At 39.5% G+C, this 23,146-nt stretch carries 23 protein-coding genes; 5 read left to right on the top strand and 18 right to left on the bottom strand.

Annotated elements, in window-relative coordinates:
* Position 1 precedes the first annotated feature (1 nt).
* Together I6E70_RS02765 and I6E70_RS02760 are read right to left on the bottom strand one after the other, a co-directional pair.
* Positions 2-955, bottom strand: a complete 954-nt coding sequence (locus I6E70_RS02765) for an ion transporter (RefSeq protein ID WP_024590672.1) — start codon at positions 953-955, stop codon at positions 2-4.
* Positions 955-3,624, bottom strand: coding sequence for a bifunctional acetate--CoA ligase family protein/GNAT family N-acetyltransferase (locus I6E70_RS02760; RefSeq protein ID WP_197187983.1), 2,670 nt, complete (start codon positions 3,622-3,624; stop codon positions 955-957). Before I6E70_RS02760 ends, I6E70_RS02765 begins: the two co-directional genes overlap by 1 nt.
* Positions 3,625-3,738: 114 nt before the next feature.
* On the opposite strand from I6E70_RS02760, the gene I6E70_RS02755 reads away from it, so the two are divergent.
* A complete protein-coding gene (locus I6E70_RS02755; protein WP_197187982.1) occupies positions 3,739-4,455 on the top strand; it encodes an SIMPL domain-containing protein in 717 nt (238 codons plus the stop codon).
* An 8-nt stretch (positions 4,456-4,463) separates the two neighbouring features.
* A complete protein-coding gene (locus I6E70_RS02750) occupies positions 4,464-4,907 on the top strand; it encodes a hypothetical protein (protein ID WP_007585421.1) in 444 nt (147 codons plus the stop codon).
* On the opposite strand, the gene I6E70_RS02745 is transcribed toward I6E70_RS02750, so the two are convergent.
* The 8 genes from I6E70_RS02745 to I6E70_RS02710 all read right to left on the bottom strand — a co-directional run bounded on the left by I6E70_RS02745 (position 4,890) and on the right by I6E70_RS02710 (position 11,907).
* Positions 4,890-5,558, bottom strand: a complete 669-nt coding sequence (locus tag I6E70_RS02745) for a hypothetical protein (protein WP_165725178.1) — start codon at positions 5,556-5,558, stop codon at positions 4,890-4,892. The two genes, I6E70_RS02750 and I6E70_RS02745, sit on opposite strands and share 18 nt — an antisense overlap.
* A 90-nt stretch (positions 5,559-5,648) precedes the next feature.
* Positions 5,649-7,484 (bottom strand): DUF885 domain-containing protein, encoded by a 1,836-nt coding sequence (locus tag I6E70_RS02740; protein WP_197187981.1) that lies wholly within the window; start codon positions 7,482-7,484, stop codon positions 5,649-5,651.
* Between the two features lie 68 nt (positions 7,485-7,552).
* The gene (hemW, locus tag I6E70_RS02735) at positions 7,553-8,689 is read right to left on the bottom strand and encodes a radical SAM family heme chaperone HemW (RefSeq protein WP_197187980.1); all 1,137 of its coding nucleotides are present in this window, start codon (positions 8,687-8,689) and stop codon (positions 7,553-7,555) included.
* The gene (locus I6E70_RS02730) at positions 8,686-9,285 is read right to left on the bottom strand and encodes an XTP/dITP diphosphatase (RefSeq protein ID WP_007585416.1); all 600 of its coding nucleotides are present in this window, start codon (positions 9,283-9,285) and stop codon (positions 8,686-8,688) included. The genes hemW and I6E70_RS02730 overlap by 4 nt, the downstream gene beginning before the upstream one ends.
* A gap of 4 nt (positions 9,286-9,289) precedes the next feature.
* Complete coding sequence (locus I6E70_RS02725; RefSeq protein ID WP_007376526.1) at positions 9,290-9,733, bottom strand: DUF4426 domain-containing protein; 444 nt, start codon at positions 9,731-9,733, stop codon at positions 9,290-9,292.
* Positions 9,734-9,793: 60 nt separating this feature from the next.
* Positions 9,794-10,327 carry a YggT family protein gene (locus I6E70_RS02720; protein WP_007585413.1) on the bottom strand — a complete coding sequence of 178 codons (534 nt, stop codon included), beginning with the start codon at positions 10,325-10,327 and terminating at the stop codon, positions 9,794-9,796.
* A gap of 27 nt (positions 10,328-10,354) precedes the next feature.
* A complete protein-coding gene (gene proC, locus I6E70_RS02715) occupies positions 10,355-11,176 on the bottom strand; it encodes a pyrroline-5-carboxylate reductase (RefSeq protein WP_002962567.1) in 822 nt (273 codons plus the stop codon).
* Between the two features lie 17 nt (positions 11,177-11,193).
* Positions 11,194-11,907, bottom strand: coding sequence for a YggS family pyridoxal phosphate-dependent enzyme (locus tag I6E70_RS02710; protein ID WP_007585410.1), 714 nt, complete (start codon positions 11,905-11,907; stop codon positions 11,194-11,196).
* A gap of 2 nt (positions 11,908-11,909) precedes the next feature.
* On the opposite strand from I6E70_RS02710, the gene I6E70_RS02705 reads away from it, so the two are divergent.
* Positions 11,910-12,950, top strand: a complete 1,041-nt coding sequence (locus I6E70_RS02705) for a type IV pilus twitching motility protein PilT (RefSeq protein ID WP_197187979.1) — start codon at positions 11,910-11,912, stop codon at positions 12,948-12,950.
* Between the two features lie 9 nt (positions 12,951-12,959).
* On the top strand, positions 12,960-14,096 hold the full coding sequence (locus I6E70_RS02700; RefSeq protein WP_197141994.1) for a PilT/PilU family type 4a pilus ATPase: 1,137 nt from the start codon (positions 12,960-12,962) through the stop codon (positions 14,094-14,096).
* A 72-nt stretch (positions 14,097-14,168) separates the two neighbouring features.
* Here the strand turns inward: I6E70_RS02700 and ruvX are convergent, their stop codons facing one another.
* The 6 genes from ruvX to I6E70_RS02670 all read right to left on the bottom strand — a co-directional run bounded on the left by ruvX (position 14,169) and on the right by I6E70_RS02670 (position 18,635).
* Positions 14,169-14,618 carry a Holliday junction resolvase RuvX gene (ruvX, locus tag I6E70_RS02695; RefSeq protein ID WP_165725181.1) on the bottom strand — a complete coding sequence of 150 codons (450 nt, stop codon included), beginning with the start codon at positions 14,616-14,618 and terminating at the stop codon, positions 14,169-14,171.
* A 38-nt stretch (positions 14,619-14,656) separates the two neighbouring features.
* The gene (locus I6E70_RS02690; RefSeq protein WP_007585401.1) at positions 14,657-15,214 is read right to left on the bottom strand and encodes a YqgE/AlgH family protein; all 558 of its coding nucleotides are present in this window, start codon (positions 15,212-15,214) and stop codon (positions 14,657-14,659) included.
* Positions 15,215-15,369: 155 nt separating this feature from the next.
* Positions 15,370-16,320 (bottom strand): glutathione synthase, encoded by a 951-nt coding sequence (gene gshB, locus I6E70_RS02685; RefSeq protein WP_007585399.1) that lies wholly within the window; start codon positions 16,318-16,320, stop codon positions 15,370-15,372.
* 54 nt (positions 16,321-16,374) lie between these two features.
* The gene (gene rsmE / locus I6E70_RS02680) at positions 16,375-17,109 is read right to left on the bottom strand and encodes a 16S rRNA (uracil(1498)-N(3))-methyltransferase (protein WP_007585397.1); all 735 of its coding nucleotides are present in this window, start codon (positions 17,107-17,109) and stop codon (positions 16,375-16,377) included.
* A gap of 69 nt (positions 17,110-17,178) precedes the next feature.
* Positions 17,179-17,679, bottom strand: coding sequence for a hypothetical protein (locus I6E70_RS02675; protein ID WP_197187978.1), 501 nt, complete (start codon positions 17,677-17,679; stop codon positions 17,179-17,181).
* 62 nt (positions 17,680-17,741) lie between these two features.
* Positions 17,742-18,635, bottom strand: a complete 894-nt coding sequence (locus I6E70_RS02670; RefSeq protein WP_007585393.1) for a DUF350 domain-containing protein — start codon at positions 18,633-18,635, stop codon at positions 17,742-17,744.
* Positions 18,636-18,712: 77 nt separating this feature from the next.
* Here I6E70_RS02670 and glnE point away from each other — a divergent pair, with 77 nt between their 5' ends.
* Positions 18,713-21,508: a bifunctional [glutamate--ammonia ligase]-adenylyl-L-tyrosine phosphorylase/[glutamate--ammonia-ligase] adenylyltransferase gene (gene glnE, locus I6E70_RS02665; protein ID WP_197187977.1), complete on the top strand. Its 2,796-nt coding sequence runs from the start codon at positions 18,713-18,715 to the stop codon at positions 21,506-21,508.
* Positions 21,509-21,570: 62 nt separating this feature from the next.
* On the opposite strand, the gene I6E70_RS02660 is transcribed toward glnE, so the two are convergent.
* On the bottom strand, positions 21,571-22,143 hold the full coding sequence (locus I6E70_RS02660; protein ID WP_024592837.1) for a toxin co-regulated pilus biosynthesis Q family protein: 573 nt from the start codon (positions 22,141-22,143) through the stop codon (positions 21,571-21,573).
* A 41-nt stretch (positions 22,144-22,184) separates the two neighbouring features.
* On the bottom strand, positions 22,185-23,114 hold the full coding sequence (lpxL, locus tag I6E70_RS02655; RefSeq protein ID WP_024590685.1) for an LpxL/LpxP family Kdo(2)-lipid IV(A) lauroyl/palmitoleoyl acyltransferase: 930 nt from the start codon (positions 23,112-23,114) through the stop codon (positions 22,185-22,187).
* Positions 23,115-23,146: the final 32 nt, after the last annotated feature.

Below are 23,146 nucleotides of genomic sequence, written 5' to 3'. Positions count from 1 at the left end.
TTTAAGGCCTTTTACCGCAGTGCCTGCAAAACAAATGGCTATTATGCTCATTCAACTGCGTTTTAATGGCCTTATTAGCTTCTAGTTTACTCAAGCCTAATTTATAGCGTAGTTCTTCTAGGTGTTCTTGTTGAGTATCATTAAGAGTGCCATCTTGAATTTGTTCATGTACGGCATCTTCAAAAAATTGGCGGCGTTTACGTATTTGTTCTGAAAAACTAGACGCCAGTAAACCGGTAGGTATTGCAACCATTCCCATGCTCAGTAGTGTAATAACCCCGCCGAAAAACTTACCCAATGGTGTTATAGGTACTACATCGCCATAACCAACGGTTGTTAATGTTGCCATTGCCCACCACATAGCCGCAGGAATAGAGCCAAATTTATCGGGTTGTATGTCGTGCTCAATTAAGTAAATTCCGCATGAAGCTAAAATAAGCACGACGGCCATAATAAAAAAAGCAGCCATTAATGAACTACCTTCATCGTTAAAGGCTTTTAAAAGTAGCTGCATGGCGCGTGAGTAGCGAGTGAGTTTAAATACCCTTAATAGTCGGAGCACGCGTAAAAAACGTAAATCGAGAGGAAATAAAAACATCATTAAGCTTGGTAAAATCGCAATTAAATCAACAATTGCCAAAGGAGAGAAAAAATAGCTAAGCCGACGTTTGGTATGAGATCCTTCCATTGCTGCATATTGTGTTTTATCTACGCAAGCCCAAAGCCTGGCTAAGTACTCAATAGCAAAAATAGCGACCGAGACAATTTCTAAAACTAAGAATTCGTTGTAATACTGCTCTGCCACACTTGGGATTGACTCAATAACAATGGCTACAACGTTGATCATTATTAAGCTAATGAGTGCAATATCAAGAATATGTCCTGCTCGATGGTACTGGCCTGTGCCTTCAAACAGGCAAGCCATTTTTTGTCTTAAAGTGTGTGGTTCATTCATTATTTAAGTTTAAGTACCATATTAATACTGCCTTCTTCAAAGTCGCGACTAATTTTAAAACCTAACTTACGGGCAAGCTCAATCATCCCTGTATTCTCTGGTAAGGTTATGCCTTCAATCGATTCCACACCTTGACGTTTACAGTGGTTAATTGCTGCACTCATTAGTATGCGACCAAGCCCTAAACCTTGGCAATCTGAGCGTACTACAATGGCAAACTCAGCATGCAGATTATCGGGGTCCATAATGACGCGAGACACACCTAATGTGCGAGTTTTACCTTCAAAGCGTTGGCAAACAATAAACGCCATTTCACGGTCGTAATCAATTTGCGTCATTTTCGCGAGTTGATCGTGGTTAAATTGTGGTAGTTCGCCAAAAAAGCGTTTATATCTGTCTTCTTTATTAAGTGACTCGTCAAATGCTTTATGAGCTTGTTCATCTTCTGGCTTTATTGGTCTGAGCGTAGCTTGGGTGTTGTTTTTAAGTGTTACCACTTCAACAAGTTCAATAGGGTAGGGACGAATAGATAAGCGCTTACGATTGCTCTGAGTTTGATAACGGCTAAGTGTCATGGTGGCATCGAGCACTAAAAACTGTCCATTACTGGCAAGTATAGGATTAAGTTCCATTGAGCTTATGTCAGGTTGATCAATAACTAACTGAGAAATACGCGTTAGCAGTGCACATAAACGATACTTATCAACTTTTTCGGGTAATATGCGCTCCTTTAGTACGCCTTTATCGTGCGCTGCGGCAATTAAATACTTTGCTAAATTCATATTTAGTGGAGGCAGAGCAACAGCGGCTTGCGCATATTCAAGGCCGGTTCCTGCTTCACCTAATAATATAACAGGACCAAAATTAGGCTCGGTTTTAATTGCAATTCGCAGCTCATTTGCGCCTGCTCGCGGCGCCATTTTTTGTAATGAAAACCCTTCAATAACAGCATCCGGATAAGTGTTTTTAATACGGATAAGCATTGCAAAAGCGGTTTGTTCAACCTCGTTGGCATCGTTTAAGTTAAGCACCACACCACCTACTTCAGACTTTGAAGCAATACTTGGGCTAATAAGTTTTAACGCGACCGGAAAACCAAGTTCTATGGCTTGCTCTCTGGCTTCTGTTGGGGTGTAAGCCACCTCAGTTTGAATGCATGTAATACCATAGTGATTTAATATTTGGCTTGCCTGATGGGTAGGTAAGTAGCTTTGTCCGTCATCTAAAAACTCATTAATAAGCGCTTTAGCTGCTACTTTATTTATTTTTGCGTCATCTGTATTCGACTCAGGTGTTTGCGTTAAATGCTTTTGGTTACGGCGATACGTTACCAAGTGCATAAACGCGCCAACAGCACCCTCTGGTGTTCTATAAGTTGGTATTGCGTTGTTTGAGCACACTTTTCTGGCGGCGTAAGATGCGTCTTCACCCATAAAATTAGTTATAACGTAAGGGCGCGCCATTTTAGGTAATGTTTGTAAGGTTTCTACAATAATGTTGGCGTAGTCTTCGCTGGGCGCAAGCGCTGAGGGAGTATGGATAATCAGTAAGTTTTTAACTTCTTTTGCGTGCAGTAAAATTTCTAATGCTTGCTTATAACGCGCAGGTGCTGAATCGCCAAAAATATCCACAGGATTTGAGGTGGTTTCTGATTGCGGAATTACTTTATTTAGCGCATTTCGGGTTTCAGCGCTCAACTCGGCTAATTTACCGGAGCTTTGAATTAGCTCATCAACGGCCATAACACCCGGGCCGCCACCATTAGTTAAAATTGTTAGTTGCTCTACTTTTAATAATTTTGGATGCATGGCGAGTGTTTGTGTCGCTGCAAATAGCTCTCGTAAATCATTTACGCGCAGCATACCCGCTCGTTGAAATAACGCATCGTAAACAGCATCAGAGCTTTGCTTTCCTCCGGTGTGAATTTCGGCTGCAAGTGCGCCTGCACTTGTTTTACCTGTTTTAATTGCAATTACAGGTTTACTAAAGGCCGCAGCTCTTGCTGCTGATATAAAGCCACGAATATCTTCAATGTTATCAATGTAGAGTAAAATAGCTTTGGTTTTAGCATCACGACCTAAAAAGTCGAGTAGTTCATTAAAGTTTATATCAAGGCAATCACCTACCGATACAAAATATGAAAATCCAATTTCTTTGTTTTTAGCCCAATCTAAAATGGTTGAGCATACTGCTGCTGATTGCGATACAAATGCAATTTTACCTGGGCTTGCTACTGTATGTGAAAAGCTCGCATTTAAACCAATATGAGGGATCAGCAAGCCCAAACAATTGGGTCCAAGCAAAGTAACCTGTTTGGCTTGAGCGCATGCTTTAAGCGCGCTTTTTTGCTCTCCAGAAAGCCCATCTGCAATAACAATCGCCGTTTTACAGCCAAGCTCTCCAAGCTGCTCAATAATATCAATTAAGGTATTTTTGTTAGTACAAATAACAGCAAGGTCGGGTACTTTTGGTAAGTCAGCAATAGAGGGGTAAGCAAGTACGCCATGTACTGCGCTATGGCTCGGAGTAACGGGCATTATCGGCCCTTTAAAACCGCCTTGAAGTAAGTTGCGCATAACCACAAAACCAGCACGAGTTGATATATTAGAGGCACCAATAACGGCCACTGAGCTTGGGTTAAAAAACTGGGTAATGCGCTTAAGGCTCATGGTTTTTCCTAGGCTGATTAAATTTTGCGTTATTTATAGTCTCAATGTACCCTGTTTACTGTGTTATTTCGAGCGTCTAGATGCTTATTATTGATATCAATCAAGGAGATTATTGTGAATAAACCCCCCGGTTTTTACATTGTTATAGCGGCTATTTGTTTAAGTATAGGCTTAATTAGCTTAGGGTTTATTTTAAAGAGCACAGCTCTCAGTGTAAAAGAGATGGAACGTACTGTGCAGGTTAAGGGATTGGCCGAGCGAGAAGTTATAGCCGATACGGTAATTTGGCCTCTGCAATTTAGTGATGCCGACAATAATCTTGAAAAATTAGTCAGCCGAGTTGAGAAAAAAAATGATGCTGTAACTGCTTTTTTAAAACTGCATGGTTTTGACGACGATGAAATAACAATAGGCAGCCAGTCAGTTATTGATAAGCAAGCACGTGAATACAGTAATGAAAATCAGCAATTTAGATACATAGTGCGCTCAAATATTATTGTTTATTCTGATGCGCCAGATAAAGTGCAAAACGCGCTGAGCAAAGTGAGCCAACTTGCTAAACAAGATATCGCAATAGTGCAGGACAGCTACGAAACAAAAGTTGAATATATTTTTACTGGCCTCAATGATGTAAAACCTGCGATGGTGCAAGAAGCAACTGAAAAAGCGCGTGAAGTCGCTAATAAATTTGCTAAAGACTCTAATTCAAAATTAGGCAAAATAAAAACAGCTCGCCAAGGGCAATTTAGTATCAGTAATCGAGATTCAAACACACCGCAAATAAAAAACATAAGAGTGGTAACCAGTGTTGAATATTATTTAAATGACTAGGAAGTAATATGTCAGAGTCTAAATATGGTCAGTTTGTACTGGCGCCCCGTTCGTATTTTTTTACTGCTATAGCGAGCGTAGTGTTTGCATTTATAGGCTTTAGTTATAATGCATGGCGAATGGAGGCAAGTGAAGAGAACAACAATACACGCATTGCTAGCTTTCAAATATTACAAGAACTAGCCGAGCTTGAGCTTATTGTATTTGCGGCACATTACGATAATAACAAAATAGATGGCAGTCCTAGAAAAGGCTGGGTTAAAGTTAACTTAATTCATGACTTAAGCTACTTAGCCGTTGATAAAGTACATTTAAAAACAAAAGACTTACAAAAGGTCTGGCAAACAAATTGGCCAAATATGGTTGATCAGCAAAGTGCTGCGCAATCTATTACACATGCCATAGACAGTGTGCGTACAGAAGTTGTGAGTGAATTAAAGCGCCTTGATTAAGTGAGCAACTTGCGCCGTTGAGCGTTGCAAGTAAGCGGCGCTCAGTAAAATTGTGGTCTCGTTAACTTTTTGCCCTTTTAGTACGTTGGCAAGCTGCTGTTTTGCGTTAGGATTTTGTTTTTGCTCTATTTCCATTAATGCTAACAAAGCTGAGAATTCATGCTTTACCGGTGTGCTCGATTTATTTGCATAGGCAATGTAGCAGGCAACTGGTGTTAATCCGTGAGAGTTGGGCTGCGCCAACGCTTTAACTAAGTCATCATTTGATTCAAACAACATTAAAGAGCGTACATAGTTAAATGGCAGCTTTGTAGCATCGGCATGCTTAAACACATTGTGCAGTACATTATTTCCTTGAGTATCTTGTACTAAAAAGCCTTTATTTACTCTCAGCGCTGGGGTGAAAAAGCTCAATGCGTCAATATTAGTGAGTTGATTAATAAATAGAGAAGGTGCTGTATTAGTACTTAATATACGGATTGCTATGTTTTGCATAAAGTCATACTTAACACTCAACCGTTGGGCGCTGTCATATAAATGGTTAAGCTGCAAAGTTTGCTGAGCAGGGCTTAACTGCCTAAAGTCGTTATCGAGCTCATTTAACTGCTGCTTTGAAATACGCGCATTAAGTAGTTGTATGCTTAAATCCATTATTATTTCCAAAATCTTTTTTACTACTATAAAACAAAAAAGGTCGCAAATGCGACCTTTTCATATTTAAAGCAATTGTTTAAATTGGTTTTAAGCCTTTTTGCTTGCTACCCATTCATTAACAAAGTTTTCTAGTACATTAAGTGGTACAGGACCATTTTTAAGCACTACGTCGTGGAACTGGCGAATATCAAATTTATCACCAAGTTGCTTTTTAGCTTCTTCACGAAGCTCTAAAATCTTAAGCATACCCACTTTATAAGCTGTTGCTTGTGAAGGCATTACAATGTGACGCTCAACCATTTTAACACCGTCAGATGTTGCATTAGGCGTGTTATTTACGTAGTAATCAATACCTTCTTGGCGAGTCCACTTCATTGCGTGAATCCCCGTATCAACAACTAAGCGACATGCGCGCCATAATTCCATTGAAAGACGACCAAAATCTGAGTAAGGGTCTGAGTACATGCCCATTTCTTTAGGAATGAACTCTGAGTATAAACCCCAGCCTTCAATATACGCTGTGTAGCCACCAAACTTACGGAACTTAGGAATACCCTCTAGTTCTTGCGAAATAGCTATTTGCATGTGGTGTCCCGGAATACCTTCGTGGTATGCCAGCGCTTCCATTTGATACGTTGGCATTGCTTCCATATCGTAAAGGTTAGCGTAGTAAACACCTGGGCGTGAACCATCAGGAGCTGGCTGTTGGTAAAATGCTTTACCTGCTGCTTTTTCACGGAATGCTTCAACCGCTTTTACTTTTAAACCTGCTTTTGGTTTAACAATGAATAATTCATCTAAACGCGTTTTCATTGTATCAATAAGCCCAGTGGCTTCATCAAGGTAGCGTTGTTTACCTTGTGCATCATTAGGGTAGTAAAATTGCTTGTCAGTTTTCATAAACTGCATAAACGCTTTTAAGTCGCCTTTAAAGCCAACTTTGTCTTTAATCTCACGCATTTCATCATGAATACGTGTCACTTCAGATAGACCAATTGCATGAATTTCTTTAGCAGTTAAATCTGTTGTAGTTGTGCGCTTAAGTGCGTTGTTATAAAACGCTTCGCCATCAGGTAATTTCCATGCGCCATCGCGATCATCTGCGCGTTTTTCAAGCTGTGCAAGGTAATTAATTAGTTTAGAGTAAGATGGTTTAACAGCCGATTTTAATGCATCTGATGCATCGCTGATTAACGAGTCTTTTTCGTCTTGGCTAATTTCAAGCGCTGTTACTTTACGTTTAAAGTCAGCAAGCAATGTAGAATCATCGCCTTTTTCAAACGGTGCACCGTGAATAATGTTTTTGCTTGAATCAATAACATGCGGGAATACAAACTTAGGGGCAATGATGCCTTTTTCTGCACGTACAGTTAAATCAATAATAAGCTGGTCAATAACACCAGTTACACCATTTAAACGAGAAATGTAGTCTTTAGCTTCTTTTACATTACTAATTGAGTGCTGATTAATTAAAAACGCAGGGATCATAGAATGCGTACCAAACATTTGGTTCACAGGGTAGTTATGGTAACGCCATTTAAAGTCAGCAATTGAGCTTTCAAGATCTTGTTTTTTTAAGTCGTAGCTAACTTTTGTTACATCATCTAATAAATCACGGCTGATTGCTTTTAGTGCAACTAGGTCAGCTTTTGTTTGCGCTAAATCTTTAAGCTGTCTTTCTTCGCTGCCATCATCCCACTTATCGTAATCTTGCTTAATACCCATGTATGTTTGATACACAGGACTGCTCATTACGTCGCGGTTAAATGTATCTTCAAAAAATGCATTGGCTTTGTCTATTTCACTTTGTTGTGATTGAACTGCTTGTGCAATAGGAGCTGAAGTCGCTTGTTGTGTTGTTTGCTGGCAACCAGCAAGTAGTGCAACGCTTACTGCGGCCGCAATAAAAGTAAGTTTACGCATTGTTTTCCCTTTTGTTGTTAGAAACCCATTAGGGTGTTTTATATTTATTTTTTGTGTAACGCTGGGCGCTACACAAATAATTCTAGCAGGTCATTTAAAAAGCGATGACCTTTTAAGCTTACCTGCCAATGGCTGTCTGTTTGAGTCAATAAACCTTTATTAATTGCTTGGGTTAATGCACTTTGCTGACTTTGCAGTGGCAGTGTTGTAAGTTTATTAAAATCATTAATTGGGCAAGGCTCAACAAGGCGAAAGCGATTCATAAAAAATTCAAACGCTAAATCGTCTTGCTCTACATGCCAGCTTTTGTACATATACGGTTTAATTAAATCCATATAGCCGCGTGGGTGTTTAACCTTTTCAGTACGCGTAATAAGCCCTGTATTTGCATCAGTAACCTTACCATGCGCGCCGCAGCCAATACCGAGATAATCGCCAAAACGCCAATAATTCAAGTTATGTTGGCACTGATAGCCTGGTTTTGCATAGCCCGATATTTCGTATTGTATGTAACCTGCTTGAGCTAGTAACTCGACCCCTTGCTCTTGAATGTCCCACAGTATTTCGTCTTGTGGCAAGGTAGGAGGTTTTGAAGCAAACTGAGTATTGGGTTCAATAGTTAGTTGATACCAAGATATATGCGGTGGATCGAGCGCTATTATTTGCTTTAAATCGCTCAGTGCATCGTCAAGTGTTTGCCCTGGTAAGCCATGCATTAAATCAAGGTTAAAGCTATTTAAACCGGCTTCCTTAGCTTGTTGCGCGGCATAGTTTGCCTCGTCGCTGCCATGAATCCGACCAAGTGCTTTTAACTTGTCGTTTTGCATGCTTTGCACACCGATAGAAATACGGTTAATGCCTGCTTTTACGTAATCTTTAAAACGACCTGTTTCTACTGTACCTGGGTTGGCTTCAAGGGTAATTTCGCAGTGTTCTTCAAGACCAATTAGGTTGTCGACTTCATTTAATAAACGAGTATAAGCCGCACCAGTTAATAAGCTCGGAGTACCGCCACCAATAAAGATGCTGTGAATTTTACGTCCTTGCACTAAGTGCAAATCAGCTTTTAAGTCATCAATTAAATGCTGAACATATTCAGCTTCAGGTATTTCACCTTTTTGTCCGTGGCTATTAAAATCGCAGTACGGGCATTTTTGCACGCACCAAGGTACGTGCACATATAAGCTCAGTGGTGGAAGGTTCACAGGCCGCCTTTTTGCTGTAGCTCTAGCAATAGTTTTTGTAGTGCTTGGCCGCGATGACTCACTGCATTTTTTTGCTCTTTTGTAAGCTCAGCACTGGTACAATTTTTCTCTGGTACAAAAAATACAGGGTCGTAACCAAAGCCACCGTTGCCATTTTGAGTGAGCGTAATTTCGCCTTCCCAGCTTGCACTGCAAATAAGGGGGGTAGGGTCATCTGCGTGGCGCATTAATACCAGTACACACCAAAAACGAGCACTACGGATAGGGTTATTACCCAAGTCTACGAGTAACTTATCAATGTTATCTTGATCGCTGGCACCTGGGCCTGCAAAACGGGCAGAGTAAACACCGGGTGCGCCATTTAGGCCATCAACTTCTAAACCTGAGTCATCGGCAATAGCAGGCATGCCAGTAATTTTAGCGGCATGACGCGCTTTAATAATGGCATTTTCAACAAAGGTAGTGCCGGTTTCGGCAACTTCACCTACGTTAAAATCGCTCTGTGGAACTACATTAATATTCAGAGGGCTTAGCATGTTAGCTAGCTCATTTACTTTGCCAGGGTTACCTGTAGCAAGTACTAAAGTTTTGGTCATGTTATTAATCTACGTAAAATTTTTGCTGAAACTGTAATTTTTGAAATTGATTACTTTGTTGTATTTCAATCTCAAAGCGTAAAATCTCTTCGTTGGTATAATCAACTTGGGCAAGGTAATAAATTGAATCACCTTCTTTTACTTCTTTAAAAGTAAGCGTTTGTTTATTGCCAAGTAGGTTTCTAGCTGTGCCAGTAAGCTTTGCTGTTTGGGCTGTATTTTCGGCATCATTTTTTAAAACAGAAATATTCACTATGCCTTTGTATCCGCTTCGCTCAAGGCCATACGCTTTTGCTATTTTTGGCTGAATAAAAGTAGAAGGAAAGGCGATGTAGTGCACTTGCCAAGGGCCAAGCTCTTTATATTGTGCGCCTTGCATTTCTTCGCTTTGCGCGTTAAATGCAAATGCTAAACAAGCAATAAAACAAAACTTAATTAAACGGTTCATTATGTATTCCTCAAAACATATAAAAAAGAGGCCTTTGGGCCTCTAATTAAAAAATCCATATTAGACTAAAAAATCCATAAGCAGCATTTGCAAAAACTGAATACCAATAATAAGCACTAAAACTGATAAATCTAAGCCACCCATTGATGGCAATATTTTACGAATTGGTTTTAGCATTGGTTCAGTAAGCTGATGGAAAACCGCTTCTATAGGGTTATAACCTTGGCTAACCCAACTTAAAATAGCGCGAATAATAAGTACCCAAAAAACTAAGTTAAGGCCTTCTTTTAGTACCGTTATAAGTGCTTGTATAATTACAGGCTGTATTGCCCACGCATTATATATAACAAGCATTAAAGTACTAATTTTGGCTACAGCCACTATAAATGCCAACAACAGAGATGCTAAATCAAGTCCGCCAAATCCCGGAATGATTTTACGCAGTGGTTTTACCGCAAACGAAGTGGCTTTAACCACAAACTGGCTCATTGGATTATAAAAGTCGGCTTTTGCCCACTGCAGCCAAAAGCGCAGTAATACCACCATTAAAAACAAATCAAACAGGGTACTGATTAAAAATTGCATGGCATTCATAGTGTAACCTTCAATAAAAAAGTGGTTTTAAAGTTCTTTTTCCATTTGCTCTGCACGCGCAATACACGCATCCATTGCATCGCCAACGGTTTTAGTTAAGCCTTCATCTTTTAAGTGCTCAACAGCTGCGTGAGTAGTACCGCCTTTAGATGTTACGTTTGAACGTAGTTGCGAAATACTAATATCAGGCTGGCTAAGTGCCATTTCGGCGGCGCCAAGGGCTGTTTGTTGTACTAAACGACGAGCGTCTTCATCATTAAAGCCCAGCGCTTTGGCTTTTTCTTCTATGGCTTCCATAAATAAGAAAAAGTAAGCAGGTGATGAGCCGGTCACAGCAATAATATCGTTAATTTGTGATTCTTTTTCGACCCATACAACAATGCCCGTGCATTCAAAAACTTGTTGTACAAACTCGTGTTCGCTTTGTGTTTCGCCCGCGCCATATAAACCTGATACACCACGGCCTAATAAAGACGGTGTATTTGGCATACAACGTACCATTTTAACGTCTTGACCTAGCATTTCACGTAAACGTTTTACAGTTAAGCCAGCAGCAACAGAAATAAACAGTTTATCGCTAAAATCTACGCCCGACTCTTGAAACGATTTACATAAATCGCCCATCATTTGTGGTTTAACAGACAAAACAATTACATCAGCATCGCGCAGGGCTTCGTTATTGTCACTGGTGGTTTGCACCTTGAAATCAAAGGCTACCTTTTCAAGCTTTTCTTGGTTGCGGTTAGTCGCAATAATGTTACTTGCGTTAAAACCGTTTTTTACCATGCCACCAATAATGGCGTAGCTCATATTACCTGTGCCTATAAATGCGATTTTTTTATCTGACATAAATCTGTTATCACCTTTTAAGTTCGTGTTCCAAAAATGTCTGTGCCGATCCTTACCATGGTTGAGCCTGCACTAATGGCAGCTTCAACATCGTTACTCATACCCATCGACAAAGTATCTACTTGAGGATATTGGGTCTTTAGTTTATCAAAGCAAGTTTGTAATTGCTCAAAAGATTGAATTTGCGTATCCAGATCGTTGCTTTTAGCGGGAATTGCCATTAAACCTCGAAGTGTTAAGTGCTCACATTGGTTAATAAAATCGGCAAGTTCATCTATTTCATCGCGGTGGCAACCCGACTTCGCTTCCTCATTACTTATATTTACTTGAATAAGTATATTAAGAGGCTGTTTATCGTCTGGGCGCTGGGAATCTAATCGTTTCGCTATTTTTATGCGATCAACACTTTGCACCCAATCAAAGTTGGCAGCCACTAAAGCACTTTTATTAGATTGAATAGGGCCAATGAAATGCCAAATGATGTCGCTATATGACTGTAGTTGCGCTATTTTATCTATAGCCTCTTGAACATAAGATTCACCAAATTCGCGCTGACCATGCTCATAAGCTGCAATAACATCTTCGCTTGGTTTAGTTTTAGACACTGCCAGTAGAGTGACTTCGTTAGTGTTTCGTTGTGCAATTTTTGCCGCGTCTGCAATTCTAGCGTAGGCGGATGTGAGTCGTTCTGCTATTGTAACCATATATTTATCAGTTAGTTGTGGAGTCATAAATGGATATTACCGAATTATTAGCGTTTAGTGTGCAACACAAAGCATCCGATTTACATTTATCGTCGGGTGTTTCACCTATGATACGCGTAGACGGTGATGTTCGCCGCATTAATATACCAGCCCTTGCAGACAAAGACGTAAACAGTCTGGTTTACGATATTATGAACGATAATCAACGCAAGGACTATGAACAAAATCTCGAAGTGGATTTTTCGTTTGAAGTGCCTAATTTAGCACGTTTTCGTGTGAATGCGTTTAACTCTAATCGCGGGCCTGCTGCGGTATTTCGTACCATACCAAGTGAAGTGTTAACGCTTGATGATTTAGGTGCGCCAGATATTTTTAAAACAATCTCCGATATCCCACGTGGGCTCGTGTTAGTGACAGGGCCAACGGGCTCTGGTAAATCAACAACACTTGCCGCTATGGTCGATTATATAAATCAAAATAAACATCACCATATTCTAACAATCGAAGATCCAATCGAGTTTGTTCACGATAATAAATTAAGCCTTATTAATCAACGTGAGGTACATCGCGATACTCATAGCTTTTCAAACGCGCTACGTAGTGCATTGCGTGAAGATCCAGATGTAATATTGGTTGGTGAGTTACGTGATTTAGAAACAATTCGTCTTGCAATGACCGCTGCTGAAACGGGTCACTTAGTGTTTGGCACGTTGCATACAACATCTGCACCAAAAACCATTGACCGTATTATCGATGTATTCCCAGGTGAGGAAAAATCAATGGTACGTTCAATGTTATCTGAATCTTTGCGCGCTGTTATTTCGCAAACACTGCTTAAAAAAATTGGTGGCGGGCGAGTTGCAGCACACGAAATTATGATTGCAGTACCTGCTATTCGTAACTTAATTCGTGAAGATAAAATTGCACAAATGTACTCGTCTATTCAAACCGGTGCGTCTGTGGGCATGCAAACAATGGATCAATGTTTAACTAATTTAGTTAATCACGGCATTGTTACAAATGCGGCAGCGAAAGAAAAAGCACAAGACAAAACACAATTTGGCGGGTAAGAAACTATTATGGCTTTATCTTTAAACGACTTTTTACTCATCATGATTGAGAAAAAAGGTTCTGACTTATTTGTATCGAGTCAGCTACCTGTAAGCGCAAAAATAAACGGTGAGCTAACAGCCCTAAGTGACGATAGGCTTACTGATGAGCAATCGCTTGAATTAGTAGAATCTGCAATGAGCGAAAAGCAAAAAGCAGAGTTTCATACAACGAAAGAATGTAACTTTGCGATTGCCACCGACGAAGGGCGTTTTCGTATTTCTGCTTTTTGGCAACGCGATAAAGCAGGTATGGTTATTCGCCGCATTGTTACGCAAATACCTGATGTGAGTGAGCTAGGTCTTCCTTCTATTCTTACCGATGTAATTATGTCTAAGCGTGGCCTTGTTTTGTTCGTCGGTGGTACTGGCACGGGTAAATCAACCTCGCTAGCCGCACTTATTGGTTACCGTAACCGACATCAACGTGGTCATATACTGACTATTGAAGATCCGATTGAATTTGTTCATGAGCATCGCAAAAGTATTATTACTCAACGCGAAGTAGGGCTTGATACCGAAAGCTTTGAGTCAGCACTTAAAAGCTCATTACGCCAAGCTCCCGATGTAATTTTGATTGGTGAAATTCGCTCTCAAGAAACTATGGAATACGCACTAAGCTTTGCCGAAACTGGGCACCTGTGTGTTGCAACACTGCATGCTAATAATGCTAACCAAGCGATTGACCGTATTATGCATTTAGTTCCAAAAGAAAAACACGATAAGCTTAAGTACGATTTAGCACTTAACTTACGTGCAATTGTTGCTCAGCAATTAGTACCGACTGCTGATGGTGAAAGCCGTGTTGCAGCTATTGAAATATTGCTTAACTCACCAATGGTTGCTGAACTGATTAAAAACGGTGATATTGGTGGTATTAAAGAGGCAATGGCTAAATCGAAAGAAATGGGCATGCAAACCTTTGACCAAGCGTTATTTGAGCTGTATAGACAGCAGCGAATTAATTACGCTGATGCACTGCATCATGCTGATTCGCCAAATGATTTACGTTTAATGATTAAACTGCGCAATAACGAGCAGCAAGGTGCGGGCTTTTTACAAGGCGTTACTATTGATGGCCTTGACGATAAAAATAACGATCAATAATTTAAAAAGTAATAAATATAAATACTTAATATAAAAAAAGCGCCAATTGGCGCTTTTTATTTATATAACGGGTTATTTACCGTAACTAGACTCAAAAAAACTTTCTAAAATAATAACCGCAGACATATTATCTACATTACCTTTGCCTAAGTTTTTATAGCCACCACTTTCAAAAAGTCGCGCTTTAGCATCCGCAGTCGTTAAACGCTCGTCTTGTGTTTGCACCGGAATGCCATAATGATTATGTAATCTGTTGGCAAACTTTTTTGCTTTAAAGGTAACCTCTTGTGACGTTCCATCCATATTTAGTGGTAAGCCAACAACCATTAAGTCAGGCTGCCATTCGGTTACTTGTACAGCAATATGGTCCCAGTTAGGAATGCCATCTTGTGCTTTTACAGCCTTAAGGCTAGACGCGCTGCCTGTTAGCTCTTGCCCAATAGCAATACCAATACTTTTGGTGCCAAAGTCAAAGCCCATTACAGTGCGTTCGCCTTGCGGCTTAAGCGATTTTTTTGTCATGTGTATCTTGTTTAAGTTTGCTAAGGGTTAAATTACTATTATGCGTGACCAGCTTCAGGGCTGAGTTGGCTAATATCAAAGCCCAACATTGAAACTGCTTTTTCCCATCGTTTTTCAACGGGGGTATCAAAAATGATCTTCGGATCGGCTTCTATGATCAACCAACTGTTATCAAGTAACTCTTGTTCGAGTTGTCCTTGCTCCCATCCTGAATAACCCAATGTAATAATAAATTGTTCAGGTGCTTGTGCGGTAGTTAAGCTTGCTAAAACGTCTTTTGAGGTAGTGATCATAATATCGCTACTGAGTTTTTGGCTTGCTGAATAACCTGATTGAGGAGAGTGCAAAACAAAACCACGGTCAGTTTTAACGGGTCCGCCTGCAAACACACTTACTTTTGCTGCGTTTTGAGTTTTGTCGTTATCAATTTCTATTTTATCTAAAAGTTCGCCAACGGTAACATCAATAGGTTGGTTTATTACCAAGCCCATAGCCCCATCTTCATTGTGCTCACAAATATAGGTAACAGCACGTTTAAAAAAAGGGTCTTGCATCGACGGCATCGCGATTAAAAAATGATTTTCTAATGACTGCATAGATTTCACCCTTTTTAGTTAATGAACTTTGAGTATGGCACATACCTTTGTTTTTAAAACTAAAAAAGCACTTTCATACAGTTTAAAAATTAATAGTTAACAACTATATTAAAATTTATGACACAAAAGTGCTTTTAATAACGATAGGTAGATACTTATTTATCTAGCTTTCTTTCAATGGCATCAAACAAAATACCTGTAATAGAAATATCATAAGCAGCTTCAATTTCGCGCACGCACGTTGGTGCAGTTACGTTAATTTCAGTTAATTTATCGCCAATAATATCTAAACCTACAAATATTAAGCCTTTTTCTTTAAGCGTTGGTGCAACCGCTTGCGCTATTTTTAAATCTGACTCGCTAAGTGGACGGGCTTCGCCTCGACCGCCAACAGCTAAATTACCGCGTGTTTCACCATTTTGTGGAATTCGCGCTAAACAATACGGAATAACCTCACCATCAATAACCAATACGCGCTTGTCGCCTTGTTTGATCTCTGGGATGTAATTTTGCACCATAGCAAAGCGGCTGCCGTGCTCGGTTAGCGTTTCACAAATTACACCAATGTTGGCATCGTCTTCTCTAAGGCGGAAAATAGATGCGCCACCCATGCCATCAAGGGGTTTTAAAATAATGTCTTTATGCTCGGCTAAAAACTCACGAATTTGTTTTTGGCTACGTGTAACAAGTGTGTCTGGCGTATGTTCGCTAAACCATGCTGTAAATAGCTTTTCGTTAGCATCGCGAAGGCTTTGTGGCTTGTTAATTATTAACGTACCTTCTTGTTCTGCACGCTCTAAAATATACGTCGCGTAAATGTATTCGGTATCAAAAGGAGGATCTTTTCGCATTAAAATAACATCAAGGTCGGCAAGGGCTATAGTGGCTTTTTCTTCAAGCTCGTACCATTTTTCTGCATTATTAAACACTTGCGCTTTAGACGCTGTAGCGTACGACTTACCTTTACGAAGAGATAAATCATCCATCTCCATATAATAAATTTCGTAGCCGCGTTCTTGCGCTTGCATCATCATTGCAAAACCGGTGTCTTTTTTGATGTTAAATCCACTAATAGGATCTGAAATAATACCTAACTTAATTGCCATGCGCTGTGCCTTACTATAAATGTTACTGTTTATATGAGGGTGCTTTTAGTTATTTCAATTAGCTAAATCGCCAAATTGAAGTTGTAATGCACTTAAGACCGTTAAAGCGGCTGTTTCCGTTCGTAAAACGCGCGGGCCTAAGCGAATATCCACAAATTCTAGTTGTTTAGTTAGTGCCATTTCATCGTCGGTAAAGCCGCCTTCTGGGCCGACTAAAAAGCGTACGCCATCTTTAGGTACCGTAATGGTTTTAATGCTGTGCTCAGCACGAGGATGAAGAGTGAGCTTAATTGCATTGGTTTGTTGTGCAAGCCATTGTTTTAAATCTACAGGGGGATGAATAATTGGCACAAAATTACGCCCAGATTGCTCTGCCGCTGCTATTGCAATTTTTTGCCATTGTTGGTGTTTTTTCTCAAGACGATCGCCCATTAGTTTCACGCCACAGCGCTGACTAAAAATAGGGGTGATTTCGGTAATGCCCAGTTCAACTGACTTTTGAATTGTAAAATCCATTTTATCACCACGGGATACACACTGGCCTAAATGAATTTTAAGCGGGGATTCTACATCATGAGGATTAAGCTCTAACGGCATTACGACGACTGTTTTTTTTGTTACCTCAATTATTTCACTAAGGTATTCGCCGCCTTCGCCATTAAAAATAGATACATGCTCGCCTACTTTCATGCGCAGCACTCTGCCAATATGCCCTGCAGCATCGTCATCTAAAGTTACAGGGGTGTTTAGGGCAATACTCGATGTTTGATAAATATGAGGAACTCGCATAGGGCGTCACTTATTACTTAGCGTAAAAATATATACTGCTATGGTAAGTAAGCTGGGAGCTGTGCGCAATTATTTATTTTTATTAAGTTGCTCTGCAAGGTCTATTAAATCTTGTGGTGTGTGCGCTATATCGTGGTGATTTTGCGAAGGTTCCGTTAACGTCTCGTCAGTAACTAGGCTTAGTGTATAGCCTGTATCATCAAAGCTTATTAAAAAGCGCTCTTCATGTAACGAGTTATAAATAAAGCGTTGTTTATCGCTTGCTAGTAAGTAATCGGTACTATTAAAAAGGACTCCGTGTAAATCGTGATGCTCTTTTAGATAGTTAATTAATTCAGAAACGCTTATTTCGTTTTCAAGGTCGCAATAACTATAGTCTTTAATAAGTTCGTCAAACATCATTTTTACTAACTGGCGGGTATTACTGCCTGCTGCAATAAGCGTACTCGCTTTTGTTTTACCATTACTATTTACATAGTATTCGGCAAATGCTCGGCTAAATTCGTTGTCTATGTCAATTAACAAGTAATTCGTTATTTCAAGTGGCATAGAGCTAGGACCTTGTTGCATTTAAGTAATTACCATTATTACTTAAATGCAGACTTTTAATGGCTGTATTTTAGTAAAAAGGTCTAAAGAGAAAACATGCTAATAAGTAAATAGCCTATAGCACAAAAAACAGCAAACTCTATACATGCTACCCCAATATTATCTTGATGGTCTATTTCAAGAGCCGTATCAATATTTGGTAAAGAGATAACTTTTATCACATACGTTAAGCTGTAAAGCAGTATCCACATTACACCGCAATGCATAACGAGTGTAAATATGTTTTCTACCATTTTACCGTTTTGAAATGCTGCGCTAGATAAACCAGCATATACAGCCAATGCTAAACCTATTGATTTGCCAGCATACCTTATACCAATAGATGTATTCTCTAGGTTAAAGTTACTTTGTAGCGACGCACCTTGATTTGCTTTTGCAAAACGGTGTTCTCGTATTTTACTATCCAGTGCAAACATTCCCTGAAGCGTAAAAAAGCTAACACAAGCAATAAGTAAGTTGCTAAATCCTTGGGTGTGCGTCCACGTGTACAAGCCAAGTGCGATAATACAGTTAGCGATTAACATGCCTGAATCTACCAATGCAGCACATACATTTTGTTTTAGTATGGCAGCTTCTTCGTTAAACCTGTGGAGTATCCATTTTCTGTGAATTAAATGACCCACTTTTATAAAAGTGAATAAAAGAATAATAATAATTAACACTTTTAACGGGTTTGACTGTGCGGTACTTATACTTATTTCGTCAAATAAGAAAGCCATAGTGGCTATAACAACTGATATTTCAGATGCAAAACTAATACCCATGGCAAAGTTGTCGTGTTGTGCTAGCTCATCTTTAAGCGCTTGTTTTGCTTTGATTTGAGTGACAACTCGTAAACAAAAAATAGTTATGCAAATAACCGCAAAACTAATGGCAATCGCAATAAAACTAGTGTTAGATAAAGACAAATATGACATGGTGATCCTAATTAAGTTAACCTTTCTAGGTTTTAATCATTCTAGTACGGTTATTGATGATATAAAAGAGAGGATTGATGAGTAACGTAAAGCAACTTCCTATTCAATTACAAAAACTTGGCTTGATGCGCTTTGAACAGTTATACCCGCAGCAAAGTAAACAAAGTGAAGTTGTAAGGTTATTAGCATTAAGCGACTTTGCTTGGCGCAGTTTAGAATCACAACCTGATTTAAATACTTGGCTATTATGCAAAGACGAAATACAAAATAGAGTAATAGATTCTCCTTTTAAAAACCTTAATTTAGCTGATATTGATGAAGTGCAGTGCCATAAAGTACTTCGCCAATATCGTGAAAAGTACTGGCTCAAAGTCGCCTTTTTAGATTTATGCTGTAACAATCCCATTGCCGATAGTATTAATTACATAAGCCAACTGGCTGACATGCTAATAAATAGTGCTAACCAATGGGCGCATGCACAGGTGGCAAAAGTAAATGGTGAGCCGCTTGATGAGCAAAACCAAGCAATGCCGTTAATGGTGTTGGGTATGGGAAAACTTGGCGGACAAGAGCTAAATTACTCCTCTGATATTGATCTCATTTTTGCATATCCGCGCAGTACAAAAACCCAAGGTGGCCGCAGAAGCCTTGAGGCTCAAGTATTTTATACCAAAGTTGCACAAAAGCTCATTGCATCACTTAACCAAGCCACCGGTGACGGGCAGGTATTTAGGGTTGATATGCGCCTACGCCCGTTTGGCGAAAGTGGCCCTTTGGTTATGAGCTTTAATGCCATTGAAGATTACTACCAAGAACAAGGTCGCGACTGGGAACGCTACGCGATGTTAAAAGGGCGCTTAATTGGCACGCCCAATAAATATTGGGATGAATTTATTAAGCTTTTAAAGCCGTTTGTTTATCGCCGGTATATTGATTTTTCGGTGATTGAATCTTTGCGTAAAATGAAGTTAATGATTGCACAAGAGGTTCGCCGTAAACGCTTAACTAATAATATAAAATTAGGAGCTGGTGGTATTCGTGAAGTTGAATTTATAGTGCAAGCCCTACAAATGGTACGAGGTGGGCGAGAGGCTAATTTACAAACTCAATCATTACTTAAAGCATTAAATGAGCTGGCACTTAGCCAAGTTATAGATGAGCAAGAAGCGAGCGAGCTTAAACGCAATTACCTTTATTTGCGAAAAGTTGAACAGTACTTACAAATATTTGACGATCAGCAAACGCAAACACTCCCCGATGATGAATTGAACCAGCAGCGCTTAAACTTATTATTAGAACAAGCTGATTTTTCTGCCACTTTAATCACTATTGAAAAGGTAATGAATCAAGTTAACGGCGAGTTTGCACTCGTTATTGGCGAAGAAACCGCGCCACTAGATACCTGTGAAGGTGCATTTATTAGTGCTTGGGATCATGGTGATGTGAGCTTTCTAAAAGAGGCTAGAGATGAATGGCAAACACCCCTTAACGATTTTAAATTAAGGCTGTCTAAGGTCAACATAGGTAACCGAGGGCGTGAAACCCTTGATAAATTAATGCCTGTTTTATTGAGCCAGTTAAATGACTTTAATGCCAGCGCAGCTGCTTTTACAATGGTTTGCCAAATTTTTAATAAGATAATTTCACGTACTGCTTATTTAGAATTGTTGTACGAAAACCAAGGTGCGTTAAAGCAACTTGTTTTACTGTGTTGTCATAGCAAATGGATAGGCGAGCATATTTCTCGCTACCCTATATTGCTGGATGAGCTAATAGACCCGGCTGTTCTTTATAAACCGACACCATTAACCGCTTATAAAGATGAAATAAGACAGTATTTTTTACGAATAGAGCATGACGATTTAGAACTGCAAATGGAGTCGCTTAGGCAATTTAAGCAAACGCATCAATTACGAATTGCAGCTGCCGATGCAACCGGTGTTCTTGATGTGATGAAAGTAAGCGATCACTTAACTGTACTGGCCGAAGCGATTGTTGATCAAGCTGTTAATATTGCATGGCATAACACCGTTAAGCGTTTTGGTATCCCCCCTGGCACTGATGATGAAAACAAAGGTTTTGCTGTTATTGCATATGGTAAAACAGGCGGCTTAGAAGTAGGGTACGACTCAGATTTAGATTTGGTGTTTGTGCATAATCATGATGGCTCAAGCCAAACCAATGGTGAAAAACCGATAGATTCTCGCCAGTTTTATTTAAAACTCGCTCAGCGCTTAATGCATTTATTTAATACTCGTACTGCATCGGGTATTTTGTATGAGCTTGATACGCGATTACGCCCTGAAGGTGCATCAGGTTTACTTGCTATCAATTTAGAGAGCTTTAATCACTATCAGCAAACTCAAGCATGGACGTGGGAACATCAAGCACTTGTGCGGGCTCGGTTAATTTTGGGCCAAGACGATCTTATAGATCGTTTTTCACAAATCCGTAAAAATATACTTTGCCAACAGCGCGATGATACCGTGTTAAAAGCCGATGTAATAAAAATGCGCGAAAAAATGCGCGACCATCTAGCGAAAGGAAATACTGAACAATTTGATTTAAAACAAGATATTGGTGGTATGGCTGATATTGAGTTTATTACGCAATATTTAGTACTTAAACACGCGAATGAGTTTGAGCAGCTTACCGTTTATTCAGATAACGTAAGAATATTAACGGATGCAGCAAATATAGGCTGTATTACTAAAGAGCAAAAACAGCAGTTGATCAAAGCGTATATTGATTATCGCTCGTGTTATCACGTGCTGAGCTTGGATCAAAAAGGCAAATTGATCTCGCGAGAAGCTTTTTTACAAGATATTACTAACGTAACGAATATTTGGAATAGTATTTTTGAATTGAATTGAATTGAATTGAATTGAATTGTAAAACCCAAGCGCTTGCTTGGGTTTTTTGTACGTGTAACCCCTTAAATCTTTAGCTTTAAACAGTTTGTTCGCACAAATTCTGATGGTAACTCTGTAATAACCGCTGCTCTTTGTTTGTGGCAAAAGTAAGTGTAAACCTCATGCTCAAAGTCGTCATTTATAGCACGACCAATTTGATAAAGTGCTGAAGTAAAGTTGCTGTCTACTCTAAAATGATCTTTAACTACGTAGTCTTTACTTAAATACCAGTAAAGCTCAATACCTTCATTTTTAGCATATTGATAGAGTACGTCTTTAAGTGTTGTGCCATTTTCAAAGCGTCTAGGTTCAACTTCTCCAGTCCAAGTGGTCGGCATTGGATCAACTGTTCGCGCACGTTCAGCCAATACTCTATCTAAGGTCTGTTCTGGTGTTTTAAGTTTTAAAACAAATTGATCTCGTTCTTTATTACTTTTTACTTGGTTACGAATAGAGGAGTAAAAACGTGATAATCCTTCGGCAGCTGCATTTTTAGATTTTTTAATATCAAATAAAGAACCATCACTCAACAAAAAGTATACGGCGAGTGCTATTAGTACAGCTGCAAATGATAAATGCCTAATCCAAAACCACATGATTATTACCCACCTTATTTGTTCCTATTATTGTTATACCATTACTTTTTATAAAAAGAAGGGGTATTTTTATCAGGTCGAGTTTTAAAACGACGGTGTAGCCACATATATTGTTCGGGTGCGGCATTAACAGATTGTTCCATGCGTTGATTTACACGTGTTACATCAGCCTTATTATCACCACTGGGGAAGTTTTCAAGCTCTGGCAGTATTTCTAAGTGATATTTACCATTTTCATCACGGCGAGTTATTAAACTCATTGTTTCGCAGTTTTTACTGCCTGCAAACATAAGAGTACCCGTTGTAGTTGCAGCGTCAGGTACTGCGTAAAATGGGACAAATTCACAGCGGTTACGACCGTAATCTTGATCGGGTAAGTAATAACATACCTTTTTATTTTTTAATGCTTTTAGTAAACCTTTTACATCTTTTCGACCGATTAAATATTCGTTAGAGCGAAGGCGCCCATTAGTCGTAAAGTATTCCATTAGTGGGTTGTTATGAGGGCGATAAAAGCCAACACCTTGACACTCTAAGCCCATAATACGGCTAGCCATTTCAAGATGCAGAATATGGGGGACAAGTAATAAAACACCTTTACCAGACGCTTGCACGCGTTCAAAGTGCTCAAGCCCTTTAAAAGACCCTAATGCTTTTTGTGCTCGCCACTGCGGCCACCACCATGCCATGCCAGTCTCAACCATTGCAATACCGGTGTTTTCCATATTTTTGAGCACAAGGTCTTTTTGATCTGCTGCGCTCATATCAGGAAAACACAGCTTAATATTTACTTCTGCAATATGGCGACGGCGTTTCATAAATTTATGAACTAAGCGACCAAGCTGTTTACCCATTGCCAATTGTAGTTTTTGCGGTAACCAAGAAATTAAATATAAAAATAGAACGCCAATCCACGTTAACCAGTATCGAGGGCCCAAAAAAGATGCTTTAAAAGGAGATGAGGTGACCACAAAAATATCTCTGAGAATAAAAACGATAGTTT

Origin of the sequence: Pseudoalteromonas sp. NGC95 (assembly GCF_015864705.1) — a bacterium.
GTDB classification, from domain to species: Bacteria; Pseudomonadota; Gammaproteobacteria; order Enterobacterales; family Alteromonadaceae; genus Pseudoalteromonas; species Pseudoalteromonas arctica.
This window is presented reverse-complemented; position numbering and strand designations above follow the sequence as displayed.

Excerpts from the sequence above, each read along its gene's own strand:
- rsmE (WP_007585397.1), bottom strand. The coding sequence starts at position 17,109 with ATGCGAGTTCCTCATATTTATCAAACATCGAGTATTGCCCTAAACACC.
- glnE (WP_197187977.1), top strand. The coding sequence starts at position 18,713 with ATGAGTAACGTAAAGCAACTTCCTATTCAATTACAAAAACTTGGCTTG.
- proC (WP_002962567.1), bottom strand. The coding sequence starts at position 11,176 with ATGTCAGATAAAAAAATCGCATTTATAGGCACAGGTAATATGAGCTAC.
- I6E70_RS02760 (WP_197187983.1), bottom strand. The coding sequence starts at position 3,624 with ATGAGCCTTAAGCGCATTACCCAGTTTTTTAACCCAAGCTCAGTGGCC.
- I6E70_RS02750 (WP_007585421.1), top strand. The coding sequence starts at position 4,464 with ATGTCAGAGTCTAAATATGGTCAGTTTGTACTGGCGCCCCGTTCGTAT.
- I6E70_RS02765 (WP_024590672.1), bottom strand. The coding sequence starts at position 955 with ATGAATGAACCACACACTTTAAGACAAAAAATGGCTTGCCTGTTTGAA.
- I6E70_RS02725 (WP_007376526.1), bottom strand. The coding sequence starts at position 9,733 with ATGAACCGTTTAATTAAGTTTTGTTTTATTGCTTGTTTAGCATTTGCA.
- gshB (WP_007585399.1), bottom strand. The coding sequence starts at position 16,320 with ATGGCAATTAAGTTAGGTATTATTTCAGATCCTATTAGTGGATTTAAC.
- I6E70_RS02740 (WP_197187981.1), bottom strand. The coding sequence starts at position 7,484 with ATGCGTAAACTTACTTTTATTGCGGCCGCAGTAAGCGTTGCACTACTT.
- I6E70_RS02670 (WP_007585393.1), bottom strand. The coding sequence starts at position 18,635 with ATGTCATATTTGTCTTTATCTAACACTAGTTTTATTGCGATTGCCATT.
- I6E70_RS02675 (WP_197187978.1), bottom strand. The coding sequence starts at position 17,679 with ATGCAACAAGGTCCTAGCTCTATGCCACTTGAAATAACGAATTACTTG.
- I6E70_RS02690 (WP_007585401.1), bottom strand. The coding sequence starts at position 15,214 with ATGCAGTCATTAGAAAATCATTTTTTAATCGCGATGCCGTCGATGCAA.
- ruvX (WP_165725181.1), bottom strand. The coding sequence starts at position 14,618 with ATGACAAAAAAATCGCTTAAGCCGCAAGGCGAACGCACTGTAATGGGC.
- I6E70_RS02710 (WP_007585410.1), bottom strand. The coding sequence starts at position 11,907 with ATGACTCCACAACTAACTGATAAATATATGGTTACAATAGCAGAACGA.
- I6E70_RS02660 (WP_024592837.1), bottom strand. The coding sequence starts at position 22,143 with ATGTGGTTTTGGATTAGGCATTTATCATTTGCAGCTGTACTAATAGCA.
- I6E70_RS02745 (WP_165725178.1), bottom strand. The coding sequence starts at position 5,558 with ATGGATTTAAGCATACAACTACTTAATGCGCGTATTTCAAAGCAGCAG.
- I6E70_RS02720 (WP_007585413.1), bottom strand. The coding sequence starts at position 10,327 with ATGAATGCCATGCAATTTTTAATCAGTACCCTGTTTGATTTGTTTTTA.
- I6E70_RS02700 (WP_197141994.1), top strand. The coding sequence starts at position 12,960 with ATGGCTTTATCTTTAAACGACTTTTTACTCATCATGATTGAGAAAAAA.
- I6E70_RS02705 (WP_197187979.1), top strand. The coding sequence starts at position 11,910 with ATGGATATTACCGAATTATTAGCGTTTAGTGTGCAACACAAAGCATCC.
- I6E70_RS02730 (WP_007585416.1), bottom strand. The coding sequence starts at position 9,285 with ATGACCAAAACTTTAGTACTTGCTACAGGTAACCCTGGCAAAGTAAAT.